At 51.3% G+C, this 15,649-nt stretch carries 17 protein-coding genes; 2 read left to right on the top strand and 15 right to left on the bottom strand.

What is annotated here, in order from left to right:
* Positions 1-23: 23 nt before the first annotated feature.
* The 6 genes from NSQ73_RS24010 to arfA form a co-directional block, all read right to left on the bottom strand.
* The gene (locus NSQ73_RS24010) at positions 24-986 is read right to left on the bottom strand and encodes a glycoside hydrolase family 43 protein (RefSeq protein ID WP_340989387.1); all 963 of its coding nucleotides are present in this window, start codon (positions 984-986) and stop codon (positions 24-26) included.
* Between the two features lie 312 nt (positions 987-1,298).
* Positions 1,299-2,777, bottom strand: a complete 1,479-nt coding sequence (locus NSQ73_RS24015; protein WP_340988459.1) for an alpha-N-arabinofuranosidase — start codon at positions 2,775-2,777, stop codon at positions 1,299-1,301.
* Between the two features lie 32 nt (positions 2,778-2,809).
* A complete protein-coding gene (locus tag NSQ73_RS24020) occupies positions 2,810-3,724 on the bottom strand; it encodes a carbohydrate ABC transporter permease (protein WP_340947408.1) in 915 nt (304 codons plus the stop codon).
* A gap of 54 nt (positions 3,725-3,778) precedes the next feature.
* Positions 3,779-4,657, bottom strand: a complete 879-nt coding sequence (locus tag NSQ73_RS24025; protein WP_171718997.1) for a carbohydrate ABC transporter permease — start codon at positions 4,655-4,657, stop codon at positions 3,779-3,781.
* 77 nt (positions 4,658-4,734) lie between these two features.
* Entirely contained in the window at positions 4,735-5,982 is a 1,248-nt protein-coding gene (locus tag NSQ73_RS24030; RefSeq protein ID WP_340947409.1) for an extracellular solute-binding protein, read from the bottom strand.
* A 95-nt stretch (positions 5,983-6,077) separates the two neighbouring features.
* Positions 6,078-7,595 carry an arabinosylfuranosidase ArfA gene (gene arfA, locus NSQ73_RS24035; RefSeq protein ID WP_340988460.1) on the bottom strand — a complete coding sequence of 506 codons (1,518 nt, stop codon included), beginning with the start codon at positions 7,593-7,595 and terminating at the stop codon, positions 6,078-6,080.
* 367 nt (positions 7,596-7,962) lie between these two features.
* On the opposite strand from arfA, the gene NSQ73_RS24040 reads away from it, so the two are divergent.
* Complete coding sequence (locus tag NSQ73_RS24040; protein ID WP_042134824.1) at positions 7,963-8,922, top strand: ArsR/SmtB family transcription factor; 960 nt, start codon at positions 7,963-7,965, stop codon at positions 8,920-8,922.
* Between the two features lie 161 nt (positions 8,923-9,083).
* Positions 9,084-9,242, top strand: a complete 159-nt coding sequence (locus NSQ73_RS24045) for a hypothetical protein (protein ID WP_019912516.1) — start codon at positions 9,084-9,086, stop codon at positions 9,240-9,242.
* Positions 9,243-9,361: 119 nt separating this feature from the next.
* Here NSQ73_RS24045 and NSQ73_RS24050 read toward each other — a convergent pair whose 3' ends face one another.
* The 9 genes from NSQ73_RS24050 to NSQ73_RS24090 form a co-directional block, all read right to left on the bottom strand.
* Entirely contained in the window at positions 9,362-10,132 is a 771-nt protein-coding gene (locus NSQ73_RS24050) for a class I SAM-dependent DNA methyltransferase (protein WP_042134823.1), read from the bottom strand.
* A gap of 22 nt (positions 10,133-10,154) precedes the next feature.
* The gene (locus NSQ73_RS24055) at positions 10,155-11,072 is read right to left on the bottom strand and encodes a CvfB family protein (protein WP_039308300.1); all 918 of its coding nucleotides are present in this window, start codon (positions 11,070-11,072) and stop codon (positions 10,155-10,157) included.
* Entirely contained in the window at positions 11,069-11,416 is a 348-nt protein-coding gene (gene rsfS, locus NSQ73_RS24060) for a ribosome silencing factor (RefSeq protein WP_039308297.1), read from the bottom strand. The genes NSQ73_RS24055 and rsfS overlap by 4 nt, the downstream gene beginning before the upstream one ends.
* A complete protein-coding gene (gene yqeK, locus NSQ73_RS24065; RefSeq protein WP_042134819.1) occupies positions 11,413-11,991 on the bottom strand; it encodes a bis(5'-nucleosyl)-tetraphosphatase (symmetrical) YqeK in 579 nt (192 codons plus the stop codon). The genes rsfS and yqeK overlap by 4 nt, the downstream gene beginning before the upstream one ends.
* The gene (locus NSQ73_RS24070) at positions 11,963-12,565 is read right to left on the bottom strand and encodes a nicotinate-nucleotide adenylyltransferase (RefSeq protein WP_042134817.1); all 603 of its coding nucleotides are present in this window, start codon (positions 12,563-12,565) and stop codon (positions 11,963-11,965) included. Before NSQ73_RS24070 ends, yqeK begins: the two co-directional genes overlap by 29 nt.
* Positions 12,566-12,645: 80 nt before the next feature.
* Positions 12,646-12,939: a ribosome assembly RNA-binding protein YhbY gene (gene yhbY / locus NSQ73_RS24075; protein ID WP_036697934.1), complete on the bottom strand. Its 294-nt coding sequence runs from the start codon at positions 12,937-12,939 to the stop codon at positions 12,646-12,648.
* A gap of 37 nt (positions 12,940-12,976) precedes the next feature.
* Positions 12,977-13,873, bottom strand: a complete 897-nt coding sequence (gene aroE, locus NSQ73_RS24080; RefSeq protein ID WP_076242541.1) for a shikimate dehydrogenase — start codon at positions 13,871-13,873, stop codon at positions 12,977-12,979.
* Positions 13,874-13,913: 40 nt separating this feature from the next.
* The gene (yqeH, locus tag NSQ73_RS24085) at positions 13,914-15,044 is read right to left on the bottom strand and encodes a ribosome biogenesis GTPase YqeH (RefSeq protein ID WP_076242540.1); all 1,131 of its coding nucleotides are present in this window, start codon (positions 15,042-15,044) and stop codon (positions 13,914-13,916) included.
* Positions 15,044-15,568: a YqeG family HAD IIIA-type phosphatase gene (locus tag NSQ73_RS24090; protein ID WP_042140875.1), complete on the bottom strand. Its 525-nt coding sequence runs from the start codon at positions 15,566-15,568 to the stop codon at positions 15,044-15,046. The genes yqeH and NSQ73_RS24090 overlap by 1 nt, the downstream gene beginning before the upstream one ends.
* Positions 15,569-15,649 lie beyond the last annotated feature (81 nt).

The raw sequence follows: 15,649 nt of genomic DNA on the forward strand, positions 1-15,649 counted from the left end.
GCGGGTTTATATGAACCCGCCCTTTATTTCCCGCCGTCCTTCACCGGGATACCGAAATCCGGTGTGCCGTCTTCATTCCAGTGCAGGCGCTGGGCCCGGGTGTGGCGGTTCGGATCGTACAGCGGATCTCCGGTAATCTCCTTATAGTTGCGGGCATGGTAGATCAGCACATCCTCACCGTTCTCATCCACTGTGAAGCTGTTGTGCCCCGGGCCGTATTGCCCGTTCTCCTCACTGGTCTTGAAGACCGGCTCAGGATGTTTGGTCCAGGAGTCCGCGTCCAGCAGATCGCTGTCCTCATCCGCCGTGATCAGGCCCATGCAGTAATTATAGTCAGTCGCGCTGGCCGAGAAGCTCATGAAGATTTTGCCGTTACGCTTCAGAACAGCTGCGCCTTCATTCACCCGGAAGCCAATAATCTCCCACGGATACTCCGGCGTGGCGATCATCGTCTGCGGACCTGTTAACGTCCAGCCGTTAGCCATGGCCGAGATATACAGGTTGGAATTCCCTTCGATAGCGGGGTCCTTTTGCGCCCATACATAGTATCGCACTCCCTTGTGCTCGAACGATGTGGCATCCAGGGCGAAGGATTCCCAGGCAGTCCTCATCTGGCCTTTCTCCACCCATTCCCCTTGCAGCGGGTTCGCCGAAGCATTCTCCAGCACGAACATGCGGTGGTCGAACAGCCCTTCCTTCGTTTCGGTGGTCCGGGCGGCAGCGAAATAAATATACCATTTGCCATCGATATAATGGATTTCGGGAGCCCAGATATTGGCACTGAGCGGGCCACTCTCATATTTGCGCCAGGCTACGACTGGTATTGCTTCTCTCAGCCCTTCAATTGTTGCAGCTCTGCGTACTTCAATCCGGTCATACTCCGGTACGGAAGCCGTGAAATAGTAATAGCCGTCTGTATGTTTGTACACCCATGGGTCCGCCCTCTGCTCTACAAGCGGATTATTGTACTCTCTATTTGTACTCATCATGGTTTCTCCTTTGGTCTGTTCAGAAGTATTAAACGGCTGTGTAACTCAGACCTGAGCATACCGAATGTACCGGGGAAGGAGGAGGATTTGCCGTCATCAGTCCGCGGGCCTCAGTTCCACTACGAAGCGGTGGATAAGGGCACAGCGAATCCTGAAGCCGGTGTGTCTTGTATTGTTCCTCCGTTGCAAGCGGTCTTACCCGGGTGGCAATTTCAATCAGCCGTTCCACTTTTCCGGGCTGACGAAGTTGCTATGGCAGCTCTTGCAGCCTCCCCTGCGGTTCATGTGCGGAATCTCGGGCATAGAGTCTTATTCCAGTGTAATAACGACTACTGAGGCCGGCGGAAGCTCGCAGTCCAAAGTTCCATCGTTTAAAGACACGCCTTCGAAGGCAGCCGGCGCTACAGTATCCGGATTGTTAAATGTATTGTGCGCACCGAGCTCGCCATGTGTCAGAATCTGTCCGCTTACACTGCTTAGTGTGATACCGCAAATGTCGAGGCTAAGACTGGCTGCCGCTTCATGGCTGATGTTACACAGGGAGACATAGACCTTGCCTTCTCCATCACGGGATGCAGAGACGCTCAGCTGCGGAATTGTGACCCCGCCGAAGTTGTAATCCGGACTCTGTAAAGAGACCTCCAGCAGCTCATTATCCTGATGCACCTTATACATATCAAACACGTGATATGTAGGTGTAAGCAACATTTGGTCGCCTTCGGTCAGGATCAGTGCCTGCAGCACATTGACCATTTGAGCAATATTGGTCATTTGCACCCGGTCGCTGTGATTGTGGAAAATATTCAGATGAATGCCTGCCACGAGCGCATCTCTGAGTGTGTTCTGCTGATACAGGAATCCCGGATTGGTTCCGGGCTCGTTCAGGAACCATGTACCCCATTCATCTATAATCAATCCTACCCGCTTCTGTGGATCATACTTATCCATAATGGCTGAATGCCGGGTAATGAGCTCGTTCATATGAAGTGATTTCTGCATCGTTTCGAACCATTCGGCTTCATCGAAACCGAGCGACTGGCGTTTCTCTTCCCAGCTGCCGGGGATGGTGTAGGAATGAAGGCTTAGCCCGTCCATGAACCGGCCGGCTTCTCTCATCAGAACTTCAGTCCAGTTGTAATCATCCACGTTCGCTCCACCGGCAATCTTGTAGAGCCGGTTATCCCCGTAGTTCCGGGTATATGTCTGATAACGGCGGTACAGGTCCGCGTAGTATTCAGGACGCATATTTCCCCCGCAGCCCCAGTTCTCGTTGCCGACACCGAAATATTTAAGCTTCCATGGTTGTTCACGGCCGTTCTCCTGCCGCCAGGCCGCCATAGGTGATTCGCCGTCAAAGGTCATATACTCCACCCATTCTGACATCTCCTGGACTGTGCCGCTGCCTACGTTGCCGCAAATGTACGGCTCACATTCCAGCAGCTCGCACAACCGGAAGAATTCATGGGTGCCAAAATGGTTGTTTTCTACTACACCGCCCCAATGGGTGTTGACCATCCGCTTGCGTCCTTCCTTGGGGCCGATTCCGTCTTTCCAGTGATATTCATCGGCAAAACAGCCGCCCGGCCAGCGCAGCACCGGAATGTTCAGCTTTTTGAGCGCTGCAATAACATCATTACGGATACCGTCCGTATTCGGTATTGGCGAATCCTCGCCTACCCACAGGCCTTCATAGATACATCTGCCCAAATGCTCGGCGAAATGCCCGTAAATATTTTTGTTGATGACGTTTTTAGGCAGATCTGCGTTGATAACCAGCTTTGCAGTCATAGTTTCTCTCTCCTTAGAGAATATTTTTGTATTTAGCCCTTAATCCCAGAGTTCAAATTAATCGATTGCACAAAGTATTTCTGGGCAAACAGGAATAGCACCAACGTCGGGATTATCGCTAAGATTGCCGAACCCATCAATTGCCCGATCATACGGTAGTTCCCGTAGATATCCTGCAACAGCAGCAGCCCGGCCGTGACCGGCATTTTGTCTACATCGGTAAATACGATAACTGGCCACAGGAAGTCATTCCATGATCCTGTAAAGGAGAACAGCGCGCATACGATCAGAATCGGTTTAATCAGCGGCACAATGATCGAGAAATAAATTCGGAAGTGGCCCGCACCGTCCACATGGGCCGATTCATCGAGCTCTTTCGGAATGCCGTTCATAAACTGCCTTACCAAAAAGAGATTACCCATGCCCGCAAGCCCGGGGATAATCATGGCCCAGGAGGTGTTCACCCAGCCTAAGGCATCGATGATTTTATAGGAAGGAATCAGGTTCACAACACCCGGGAAAAAGGATATACCGAGGAGGGTAAAGAACAGCGTATCTCTTCCTTTAAATTTCATTCGAGAGTAGCCGTAACCGGTAATGGAAATAACAACAACGACCAATAGGGTATGCATGGACGCAATGAACAATGAGTTCACTAGCCAACGCAAGATTGGAGCCGTAGAAGTATTCTCCAAAATCTTTACATAGTTATCGAATATCCATTCTTTCGGAAACAACCGGAACCCGGAGGTCACAACTTCGGTCTGCGACCGGAAAGAGGTTGTAATTCCGAAGATTATAGGGACGATCCACATCACACACAATATGATCAAAAAGAGATACGAGATATATTTTGAAATGCTGAAGCCCGAACCTTTTCTTTTTGAACCGTTCTGTCCGCTTACAAGCGGACCTTTATCCAATTGTCCAGCCACTTGGTTTGCCATACGGTACACCTGCCTTTTCAATTTCCACTGCCAGATCCCATGTCTTAGAAATACCTACGCTGCGTTCCGGTTCATCACATAATATTGCAGGGCTGAAATAATCAAAATCACCAATCCCAGCAGCACTGCCATTGCTGACGCCATTCCCGCAATGGACTCCCCGTTGCCGAACGCGAGCTGACGGATATACATCATCAGCACATGTGTAGTCTGTCGCGGTCCGCCATCAGTCATCATTAGCGGCTGGCCAAATACGTTGAAGGCACCCGCAGTAGTCATAACAAAGGTAAAGATGAGCGGGAAACGAATCGAAGGCAGGGTGATGCTCGCAAATCTGCGGATCGGACCCGCGCCGTCCATTTCTGCCGATTCATATAAATCCTGGGATACGCCGCTGATCGAAGCACGGTAAATAATCATGTTGCCTCCGACACCGCCCCAGATCGTGATGATAATAATCAGAATCCAGGCATACGGCTGGTGCGTTGGCCAGGCGACATTGGAACCGAACACATTGCCGGCCATCCCGAGCTGTTTGTTGAAGAGCAGCAGCCAGATCAGGGCTCCCGCAGAGATGGAAATCAGACCCGGGATATACAGAATAGCCTGAATCAAGCTTTTCCCCTTCACTTTCTTATGCTCAAGCGCAACCGCAATCAGCAATGGAATCACAATTAACAGCGGTACACTAAGCACGACGAAGACCAGGGTGTTCTTCAAACCGTTGTTGAACTGCGTATGAAATGTAGAGCTGTTGTCAAAAAGAATGGTCTTGTAATTGGCAAGACCCACCCAGACAGGCTCATTCATCAGATTCCATTTGGTAAACGATGCATATATCCCGTAGATTGTCGGCAGTAAAATAAAAACAACGAACAAGATGACATGTGGACCTACAAAGAAAACAGGCGCCAAATTTAATTTCTTTTTCATAGGCAATCTTTTCTCCTTTGGCATAAAGCAATGTGCCATTACCGGCACATTGCTCCATACAATCTATTCCGCTCCGTTTACTGCGCCGCGCCGCTTGTTCCTTCGGCGATTTTGTCCTCTACGAATTTCTGCATGGTTTGCAGGGTTTCGTCGATGTCCACGTTGCCGCGGACGATGTCTCCGCAGTACGTATCAACGGCTTCTGCAATGTATGGATAGTACTCATAAGTGTAGATATAGAGGGATTCAATTTCTTTTTCACTGGAGGTGAAGAAGGATTGGATATAGTCTTGATATTCAGGGTTCTCAATAACTTGTTTACTTGCTACGGTTTGTCCGGCTTTGGCCCATTCCATAGAATTCGCACGGATGAACTCAAGGAAACTGCCGATTCCGGCTACTTTCTCTTCGGATCTGTCTTTATTCTTCAGCATAGCGAACAAGTGGGAAGACGATCTGTTCGTGAACTTGTCAGGTGTAGGGGAGTATACGTTAGTTACTCCAAAGTTCAGGCCTTCCACTCCGGCATGTGCCGTAGAGCTCCAGGTACCGTCAGTGGAGAATAACACGTTGCCGGATTGGAACATCAGGTAGCCGTCTTCACCGAATGGTGTCATCAGTCCGGCATCGTTGATTTTCTTAACCTCTTCAAAGGCTTGCTTCATAACCGGCGTATTTACCGCAGGTTTGCCGTTCTCCTGAATGTCCCCGCCGAGGTTTTGAATCTGTGCAAGAATGACCCAGCCGAGCAAGGCATCATTGACAACATAATCGCCTTCATTCAATTTACCCTGTAGGGAGAGCATTTCATCAATAGTTACCACGTTGTCATCAAGGAACGATTCTGCACCGTATTTGGCGAGCAGATCTTTATTGTAGTACATCACATTACTGTGAATATCGAGTGGAACTGTATATTGAGTTCCCTCAATCGTACCTGTTGACCATGCCTGAGGCAGGTAATTTTCCTGCTTAATTTCGGGTTGTGCTGTGGTTACGGCTGTCATCGGCTCAAGCTGCCCCTGCTTAACATATCCAGGAACACGGTCGGCGTGAATAATCGACAAATCAGGCACGCCCTTGCCGGAGTTAAGCACTGTCGAAATCTTTGTATACATATCTGCGGTAATGACATGTTTCACTTTCATTTCCGGATTGGTTGCATTGTAATCTTTAACCAGTTGATCCATGTAGGCACCGTCATCCCCGGTAAGCGGCGTCCAGAACGTTATCGTATTTTTATCGTCCTTCCCGCAGCCCGCCAATACTGTAGATAATGATAGAACAAGTGCCAATGCTGAAAAACCCCACTTTTTGTTCAACACTTTCTCCTCCTAAGTAAATAAAATTTAGCAAATCATCTACAAAAATGTTTTTGCAAACAATGTACTCGTTATCGTTCTGATTCCATGTACATGTGTCAGTTCCTCTTGCCCAGACGAATGACATTCCAGGATGCCTTGGACAGAAGCGTCTCCACGTAACCGTCCTTGCATACCGTACCGGCAGCCAGTTCCGGCTGTACCTTCTGTTCTGACGGCGTATTCACCGCTTTCAGATCATCATGTTTCAGGACAATATGCTCAATCAGCGTATATCCCTCGAAGCCCCGGACATCGGCTTTCAGATGCAGGCTTTCCTCCAAATGACGGTTCACCGCAAAAATAGTCAGCTCATCCTGCTCCTCATTATGTACAATCGCGCTGTCCAGATAAGGAACATCGGTGTAATCCTGTGCATCGTATTTCGGTGAATTCACAATCGGCTGAAGGGAAACCCCGCGGCCGTATTTGGAAGCATGCAGATAGGGATAGAAAATCGTCTGCTTCCAGGCAGCACCGCCTGCTTCCGTCATTATTGGTGCAATTACATTGACAAGCTGGGCAAGACAAGCCATCTTCACCCGGTCTGCATGTCTCAGGAACGTAATCAGCATACTGCCGACCAGCAGGGCATCCTCGAAGTTGTAATGATCCTCAAGCTGCGGCGGGCCGATAGTCCAGGGATCAATCTTCGTATCCGATTCGTTCGAGTGGTACCAGACATTCCATTCATCGAAGCTGAGATACATCGTCTTCTTGCTGCGTTTCTTGGCCTTGATATAGTCACAGGTAGCTGTAACCGTACGGATGAAATGCTCCAGATCCATACTGCGTGCCAGGAAGTTCGCCGAATCATTATCCCGGTTACCGTAATATTGATGCAGTGACACATAATCGGCTACATCGTAGGTATGCTCCAGAGTAACCGCTTCCCATTCAGGGAAGGTCGGCATTGCCGAACTGGAGCTTCCGCAGGAGACAAGCTCAATGTCCGGGTCTATCAGGCGCATCGCCTTACCTGTCTCGTAAGCCAGACGTCCGTACTCCACAGCCGTCTTCTGGCCGATCTGCCAGGGTCCGTCCATTTCATTGCCCAGACACCAGGTCTTAATCTTATGAGGCTGCTCCACCCCGTGACTCCGCCGCAGATCACTCCAGTATGTTCCTCCGGGATGATTGCAATATTCCAGCAGATTACGCGCCGCATCCACTCCGCGTGTTCCGAGATTGACTGCCATCATAACCTCTGAGCCTACTTCCTTAGCCCAGTTCATGAATTCGTTGGTACCAACCTCATTAGGCTCGACCGTCCTCCAGGCCAGTTCAAGGCGTCTCGGGCGCTGCTCAATTGGACCTACACCATCCTCCCAATTGTATCCGGATACAAAATTGCCCCCGGGATAACGGATGATGGGTACATTAAGCTCCTTAACCAGTGATTTCACGTCGCCTCTGAAGCCGAGGGTTCCTGCTGTGGGATGCCCCGGTTCGTAGATTCCGCCGTAGACCGCCCGTCCCAGATGTTCTATGAATGAGCCGTAGATCCGCTTATCTACTTCGGCAATGACAAATGACTTATCGGCGATAAGCGTTGCTCTTAGTGTACCCGACGACAATGTGATCACCCTTCCATTTCACATATTAGTTAATCAATTAAAAAATATTTGAATGTATTCGCTTACAGGTATAAAATAACATATATAAAGACCTCTGTAAACATAAAAGTATAAATCTATTTATATATATACAAACGAAAATCAATAAATGGCGCGTTTTCTGAAATATAACCTCGTTTTTTGTAATAAAACCGCTTAATTCATTTGAATAAATATAAAGAAAAGGTATATTTCAAATCATATTTAGCTGATTTTTAATTATAAACTACAAATAAAGGAAGAAATCTTTCCTTTTTAACTCAAATGGTTTATAATTTTATAAAATAGTTTGTTCTAAACGACCTCACTGGAAGAAGGTATCCTAAATATGATTTACATTAAAGATCTGATGAGCGGGATTGATATTTTCAAGGCGCTCAGCTCCGAGATCCGGATTCAGATTCTCGAGCTGCTGGCCACCAACCAGGCGCTGAACCTGAATGAAATTGCCAAGAAGCTTAAACTCAGCAATGGTGCAATTACGATGCATATCAAGAAGCTGGAGGAGAGCGGCCTGATCGAGATCAACACCTCGGTAGGCAAGCATGGTATCCAGAAGGTCTGCTATCTGAATAAGGATAAGCTGATGGTGGATCTGCGCAGCAAGGATGTCGACAATCTGTACGAGGTCGAAATCCAGGTTGGCCATTACAGCAATTATCAGGCGGTCCCTACCTGCGGACTGGCCACCAAAGACAGCATTATCGGTGACTTCGACGAGCCGCGTTATTTCGCCGATCCCCAGCGGATTGATTCCGAGATTATCTGGATGGCCGAAGGTTTCCTGGAATACCGGATTCCGAACTATCTCAAAGCCAACCAGACCTTCCGTGAGATTCAATTCTCCATGGAGATTGGCTCTGAGGCTCCCGGATTCAACGACAACTATCCTTCAGACCTGTACTTCTATGTGAATGGAATCGAAATCGGTTTCTGGACCAGCCCCGGCGACTTCGGAGATGCCCGCGGTACCTTCAATCCCGACTGGTGGCCGCCTCATCTTAACCAGTACGGCATGCTGAAGCTGATCCGGATCAACAATGAAGGAAGCTTCATTGACGGCTGCCGCATCTCGGACATCACCCTTGACGATATCAAGCTGGATTACAAAAGCGAGCTGACCTTCCGCATTGCCGTCACCGACAAGCCGGTCAACAAACGCGGCTTGACCATTTACGGCAAGCATTTCGGCAATTACAGCCAGGATCTGCTGGCACGTGTGCTCTATAATGTGCATGAGGTGGACGATCCCTCCCGCCCTGTGACAACGGCGGGGGCCATAGACTGACCGGCTTTGCAATCAGCAAGACTATCCTCCCGGGCGGAGGATGGTCTTTTTTTCATAACAAATGCAGTTTCCCGGCCGGGTAAGGAACTCCCCGTATAATTGTCCCCTCCGTAACCCACACTAACGAATGTCTTTCAAACTACCGTGAGGGAGTGTTTCGAATGCGTGAAGGGTTGATACCCGCCGTTCTTGGAACCGTAGTAACTGCTTCCAGCGCAGCTTTTTTAGGCAGCAGATATAAAATGGCTGCAACAGGCATTCTTGGATTTGGTCTGGCGCATATTGTACTCGGCACCATCGATTTGTTCGAACACAGGTAAGCACATTGGAAGATGCCGGCCCGCACGATGCTGCGGGCCGGTTCCTTTTATCACAATATACGGAAACAACAAAAAGGCCCCCACCCTCTTACGGGTAAGGACCACTGTATACATAACGTTTATTTCACAGCTACATAAAACAGCCGCTGGGCGGAATCGTCAGCTTCGATCCACTCGAAGTCCGCATAGATCTTAACGTCCTTGAATCCGGCCTTCAGCAGCTCCTGCTTCATCCAGTCCGGATCATAGGCGCGCTGGGTATGCGTCTCTTCAAAACGCCGGTACACATCCTGGCGGCCCTCTTCACGGGCGAAGATGGACAGGTGATGCTCAATCTCACGGCGCGGCACATCGAGCTCACAGGTCCAGATATACGATACGTTCGGCTCATCCTGCACGAAGGGCTGTTCTTCCTCGTAGCGCGTCAGCGTATTCGGATGATGTACATCGAACAGGAAGGTTCCGCCCGGCTTAAGTCCGGCATAGGTACAGGCAAATACATCCTTGACATCCTGTTCCTCCAGTACGTAATTGAGGCAATCGCAGAAGGAAATAACCGAATCCACAGGCTCCGGCATCTCCCATTCCTTCATATTCTGTCTAACCCAGCGTACACTGCCTTCCCGCAAAAAGCGCCGTCCCTGCGGCTGCTGCTCCAGCTTGCGCTGAGCCACAGCCAGCATATCCGAAGAGAGATCAATCCCCGTCATATGATAACCTGCCGCGGCCAGCGGAATGGTTAGGCTGCCGGTACCGCAGCCGAGTTCGGCTACTGTACGCGGCTTGCCGTATTTACTCCATGCTGTCTCTGCGAAGGTCAGCCAATCCGGATACGGCATATCCGCCATCAGCTCATCGTATACATAAGCAAATTTCCCATAGGAGGACACTGCGTACACCGCTTTCTATAAACTATTGGTTGTCAGATTCAGGCTCCGAATCGGCCTCTTCCTTGCCGGCCAGATAGGTCCAGTTCTCTTTTTGGGTAACCAGCCCTTCCTTCATCAGCTTGCCCAGCGCACGCTTGAAGGCTGACTTGCTGATGCCGAAGCGCTGCTTGATAATATCCGGAGGCGTTGCATCCGAATACGGCATGCCGCCGCCCGGACGGGTAGCCAGGAAATCCAGCAGTGCCGCTGAATCCACATCACGGCCCACTTCCTTGCGGTGGCCCATGCTGAGGTTGACGCGGCCATCCTCACGGATATGCGCTACCCGTGCTTCAATCACTTCACCCAGACGCAAGAGCCGGCTGCGCTCAGAGGAATGAACCATACCAATGATGCCGAAGCCGAGTACACCAGCATCTACAAGCACAAAGGTCCCCATCTGCAGAGGTTTGTATACCCGCGCAGTTACAGTCTGGCCCTGCCATGATTCAGGTGCAGGCAATGCCAGCGGCGCCAGCTCCTGCTCTCCGGCCAGCTTGGCCCGAAGACGCCCCTGCTTGTCATGCTCCATAATGGCGAATACCTTGTCACCAATCTGCGGACGCAGCTCCACCAGCTCCGGAAGCTCGCCGATAGGCAGGAGCAGCTGGCGTCCAAGCCCCATCTCCAGGAAGCAGCCCAGACGCGGATGAATATCGGCCACTTCAAGCAGCGCCATTTCACCCAGCGTCAGGTAAGGCTTCTTCATTGTAGCTGCAGGACGGTCCTCGGTATCGAAGAAGATGAACACTTCAACCTTGTCACCGATCTTCGGCTTGCTGCCGACCAGCTCGGTGTAGTGAAGCATGATATCCTGGTCACCGGCGCTCAGGAAGTACCCGTAAGGGGATACCTCCCGCATCACTTCAAGCGTAACCGTAGTTCCAGCTATCAGACTCATACCGTTTCCACAACCTTGGCATCAGACCACAGACGCTCGATGTTGTAATATTCGCGTTCATCGCGGTGGAAGACATGGACGATAACATCCCCAAGATCCATCAGTACCCAGCGGGCTGCGTCCATACCTTCGATGCCTTTGATCATTCCTCCGGCTTCATGAACTACCTTGCGAACCTCAGTAGCAATCGCTTGCACCTGGGTATCCGAATTACCGTGGCAGATAATGAAATAATCACTGATCGGTGACACGCTGCGCAGGTCCAGTGCCACCACGTTCATTGCTTTTTTGTCCTGAACGGCGTTTAGCGCCAGCTCCAGAAGTTTGTTTGATTGTACACTCATATTTTATCCTCCAGTATTCTTACTAAATCGTTGCGCGCCAGCACCGTAAGCGGGAACACGATCCGGCGCTTCTCCAGCAGCAGGCTGATGGTAGAATCCAGTCCCGCTACCAGCCCTTCCTCCAGGCTGACCTTAGCCAGCCTGCGTATCTCATCCACACCGGGGAAATCCCGTCCAGGCTCAATATAATCGGCCAGACAGACGATTTTTTCCAGCAGGCTCATGTTCTCCCGTCCCGAGGTGTGGTAGCGGATGGCATCCAGTACCTCAATATCCGTAATTCCATAATCATGCTCAGCGGCAAAAGCGCCCACCTCAGCATGCCATAGCTGCTTGTCGTATTTCAAAAGCTCGGTGGATAACCCGTTCTGTTCAATGATCTCCCGCATCCGCTCTACAGGCCAGTACTTGGCGACATCATGCAGAATTGCCGCTGTCTCGGCCCGTTCAGGATCAGCGCCATAACGCTGCGCCAGCTTCACAGAGGATTCCATTACGCCGAGTGTATGCTTCCAGCGTTTGTCCGGCATCTGGTCAGAGACCGCTTCAATCAGCGCTTCGCGGCTGTACCCCATACAATCCACTCCTTTGAACATAATCAAACACAGCGTCCGGCACCATATAGCGGATGGATTTCCCTTCGGCAGCCCGGGCTCTGAGCATTGTGGAGGAGAGGTCCACCAGCGGCATATCCGCCAGCACTACCCGCTCCGCAATGAAACCGGGCAGCAGCCCAAGATCAAGCGGAGTCCCGGGACGCCCGACACCGATGAAGGTCAACCTCTGCACCAGTTCCTCAATCCCCTGCCATTTGGGCAAATACTGAACCATATCCGCTCCGACAATGAAAAAGAACTCATGCTGCGGATACTCCTCCTGCAGGCTGATCACCGTTTCCAGGGTATAGGACACTCCGCCTCTGACCACTTCCCAGTCGAGAATGCCAAAAGCAGGATGGTCCTTAACCGCTTCCTGCACCATGGACAGCCTGTCCTCGCCGCTCGCTCCGGCCTCGTGCTTATGAGGCGGAATATGCGAAGGCATAAACCAGACCTCCTGCAGACCGTAGCTCTCCCGCGCGGTTTCCGCGGCCATCATATGGCCGATATGCAGAGGATCGAAGGTTCCTCCCATTATTCCTACTTTCAAGAGGTTACCTCCCCCTATTATCCGATGAACTTCATCCGGCTGCAACTCTCGCACAGGTGCGGGAGCTGCGGCATCAATCCTTAGCGGGGAAGCTCAATCGTTTTGTTATCACGTGATTCCTTGTACAGAACGATCGTCTTGCCGATTACCTGAACAAGCTCCGAACCGGACTGCTCGGCAAGCGCGGCACCAATTTCCTTAGGATCATCGGCATTGTTGTTCAGCACACTGATCTTCATCAGCTCGCGTTTCTCAATAGCTTCTTCAATGTGACGGATCAGATGATCGTTGACGCCGCCTTTGCCGACCTGGAATACAGCATCCAGATGATGGGCCAAAGAGCGGAGATAGCGTTTTTGTTTACCAGTTAACATAAATGAACAAACTCCTTAATTAACATATATTATTACCTTACTTCGCCGAAATCATTTCCCCGGCACTCCCGCCGAGGCAATCCACAATAGTCTGCCGCATGATATCTACGGGTGCTGCGAGTCCTGTCCAGTACTCCAGCGCATAGGCACCCTGGTAGACGAACATTCCCAGCCCTCCGTGAATGATGCAGCCCCGCTGCAGGCTCCCCGTAAGCAGCCGGGTGTGCAGCGGATTGTATATCAGATCGCTTACGATCATTCCTTCATGAAGCCAAGCCGGATCTATCGGCATCTCCCCTATGTGGGGGAACATGCCTACCGAGGTCGTATTGATCACAATATCCATGCTGCCAATGACGGAAGAAACGGCTTCCATACCCGTTCCGGCTACGTTCCCTCTATTCCGGAAGCCGTCTGCCAGCTGATGGGCCCGCTCCTCATTACGGTTGGCGATGAGGATAGACGCCGGACGCTCCTGCAGCAGTGCCGAGACAATGCCTCTGGCTGCCCCGCCGGCTCCAATCACCAGAATACGGGTGCCTGCGAGTTCGGGCGCAGCCTCCGCCTTGAGCGAACGGACATATCCGATTCCATCCGTATTGAAGCCGGTCAGCACACCGTTGTCGTTAACAATCGTATTGACCGCACCGACATCCACCGCGCTGGCATCCAGCTTATCCAGATAGTCCATCACCGCAACCTTGTGCGGAATGGTTACATTCACCCCGCGGAAGCCGAGGGTCTTGACCGCCTGCACGGCATCCCCCAGCTTGTCCGGAGTGATATGCAGCGGCACATAAGCGCCGGAGAGTCCAAGCGCCTTCAGCGCCGCACCGTGCATCAGCGGAGATTTGGACTGGGCAATCGGGTCGCCCATTACGCCCAGCAGAAGCTCCGGGTGTCCATCCTTACCATTCAGGCCTGTCTCAGCCATAGTATCGCCCTCCTGCAGGTTCTGTCAGCATCCGCTTAAGTTAGATCAGCGAAGGACGGGTAAGCACCTTAATGCCGCGCGGCACATGTATGGCCACAACCGCACCTGCCGTACCGTTCACCTTGATCCAGCCCAGGCCGGAGATGAACAGGTCCGTCTCACTATTCCTGGCGATGCGGAATTCATGACGCTGCCATTGCGGCAGCTTATCCATATCCGCCGTTCCCGGAGGCGACAAAAGCTCGCCGCGGTGGTCCTGATACAGCGAATCGGCGCGCTCCAGCTTCGTGCGGTGAATCTTCAGCGTACTGCTGATATAGCAGGTGAAGGATTGGCGTTCGCCCTGAACGAAGTCGAAACGTCCCAGTCCGCCGAAGAACAGCGATTGGCCCTCATTCAGCTGATACACTGCAGGCTTGAGCGGATTCTCCGGCATTACAGCGCCCAGATCCTTACGTTCAACCAGTTCACTGTACCGCCAAGGATAGACAATCCCCGGAGTATCAATAATGTAATGGCCGTCATCCAGCGGAATCTTGACCATATCCAGCGTTGTGCCCGGATAACGAGAGGTAGTCAGCTCCTCTTCCAGGTCGCTGTAATCGGAGATCAGCCGGTTGATCAGCGTAGATTTGCCTACATTGGTCGCTCCGACGACATAGACATCACGCTGTCCGCGCAGCTCGGTTACTGCCTCCAGCAGGCGGTCGAAGCCCTGGTTACGCTTCGCGCTGACAAGCACAATCTCCGCCGTGCGCAGTCCCTCTTCCTTGCAGCGCTGCTGCATCCAGTTGCGCATTCTGTTCCAATTGGTCACCTTAGGGAGCAAGTCGCTTTTGTTGACCGCCAGAATAACCTGGTTATTGCCGACAAACCGCTGCAGCCCGGAGATCAGACTGCCTTCGAAATCAAAAATATCCACAATGTGGATTACCAGTGCGTTCTTCTCGCCCACTCCGCTGAGCAGCTTCAGGAATTCGTCCTGGTTCACCGATACGGAAGAAGCTTCGTTGTAATTCTTAATCCGGAAACAGCGCTGGCAAATTACGGGTTCCCGTTCAAAAGCAGTCTCCGGAATATACCCGGGAAGCTCCTTGTTTACAGTCTGAAGCTTGATACCGCAGCCGCTGCATTTCTCAGGCCGTTTCTTGTCGTCGTTCACTACATTCATTAAGATTTATCCTCCTCTTGCCACAATCCTTGCTTGCGCAGACGTGTCAGAGCAATCTGCTCCACCCTGCGGTTGATTCTTGTGCCCACGCCTTCATCTTTGACGGAGATCGGCAGCACGAGCACCGTATACAGGCCGAGCCGGTTGCCGCCGTATACATCTGTAAGCATCTGGTCGCCGACCACCACCGTCTGCTCCGGCTTCAGATCCATCAGCTTCATCGCCTTCAGAAACGGGGCATTGCTCGGCTTACGGGCCTGATGTACAAATTCAATATTTAGCGGCGTTGCAAAGCGCGACACCCGGTCCATATTGTTATTTGAAACAATGATCAGCTTGAAGCCAAGCTCCTTCACCTTCGTGAACCAGAGCAGCAGCTCAGGCGTAGCCAGAGGCGCCTTGGCGCCGACCAGCGTATTATCCAGATCCGTAATAATCCCGCGGTATCCTTGACGGAACAGCTCTTCCAGATCAATATCAAATACCGTATTTACCCGGAGTTTGGGAACTAACCTTTCAAACAATACTTTCACCTCATTTTCATACGGAAAACTTGTATCCAGCGCTATATCCAACTGTCAAAATCCACCTGTTAGCGGTACTTT

The organism is Paenibacillus sp. FSL R10-2736, assembly GCF_038000245.1.
GTDB classification, from domain to species: Bacteria; Bacillota; Bacilli; order Paenibacillales; family Paenibacillaceae; genus Paenibacillus_AQ; species Paenibacillus_AQ phytohabitans.

What these genes read in the sequence shown, in the direction of transcription:
- NSQ73_RS24020 (WP_340947408.1), bottom strand. Translation starts at nt 3,724, where the DNA reads ATGGCAAACCAAGTGGCTGGACAATTGGATAAAGGTCCGCTTGTAAGC.
- yqeK (WP_042134819.1), bottom strand. Translation starts at nt 11,991, where the DNA reads ATGGGGTACAGCCGCGAAGCGCTGATTGAAGCGGTCTCTGACCAGATG.
- NSQ73_RS24025 (WP_171718997.1), bottom strand. Translation starts at nt 4,657, where the DNA reads ATGAAAAAGAAATTAAATTTGGCGCCTGTTTTCTTTGTAGGTCCACAT.
- yhbY (WP_036697934.1), bottom strand. Translation starts at nt 12,939, where the DNA reads ATGTTAACTGGTAAACAAAAACGCTATCTCCGCTCTTTGGCCCATCAT.
- yqeH (WP_076242540.1), bottom strand. Translation starts at nt 15,044, where the DNA reads ATGAATGTAGTGAACGACGACAAGAAACGGCCTGAGAAATGCAGCGGC.
- NSQ73_RS24015 (WP_340988459.1), bottom strand. Translation starts at nt 2,777, where the DNA reads ATGACTGCAAAGCTGGTTATCAACGCAGATCTGCCTAAAAACGTCATC.
- rsfS (WP_039308297.1), bottom strand. Translation starts at nt 11,416, where the DNA reads ATGAGTGTACAATCAAACAAACTTCTGGAGCTGGCGCTAAACGCCGTT.
- NSQ73_RS24010 (WP_340989387.1), bottom strand. Translation starts at nt 986, where the DNA reads ATGAGTACAAATAGAGAGTACAATAATCCGCTTGTAGAGCAGAGGGCG.
- NSQ73_RS24040 (WP_042134824.1), top strand. Translation starts at nt 7,963, where the DNA reads ATGATTTACATTAAAGATCTGATGAGCGGGATTGATATTTTCAAGGCG.
- NSQ73_RS24055 (WP_039308300.1), bottom strand. Translation starts at nt 11,072, where the DNA reads ATGAGTCTGATAGCTGGAACTACGGTTACGCTTGAAGTGATGCGGGAG.
- aroE (WP_076242541.1), bottom strand. Translation starts at nt 13,873, where the DNA reads ATGGCTGAGACAGGCCTGAATGGTAAGGATGGACACCCGGAGCTTCTG.
- NSQ73_RS24045 (WP_019912516.1), top strand. Translation starts at nt 9,084, where the DNA reads ATGCGTGAAGGGTTGATACCCGCCGTTCTTGGAACCGTAGTAACTGCT.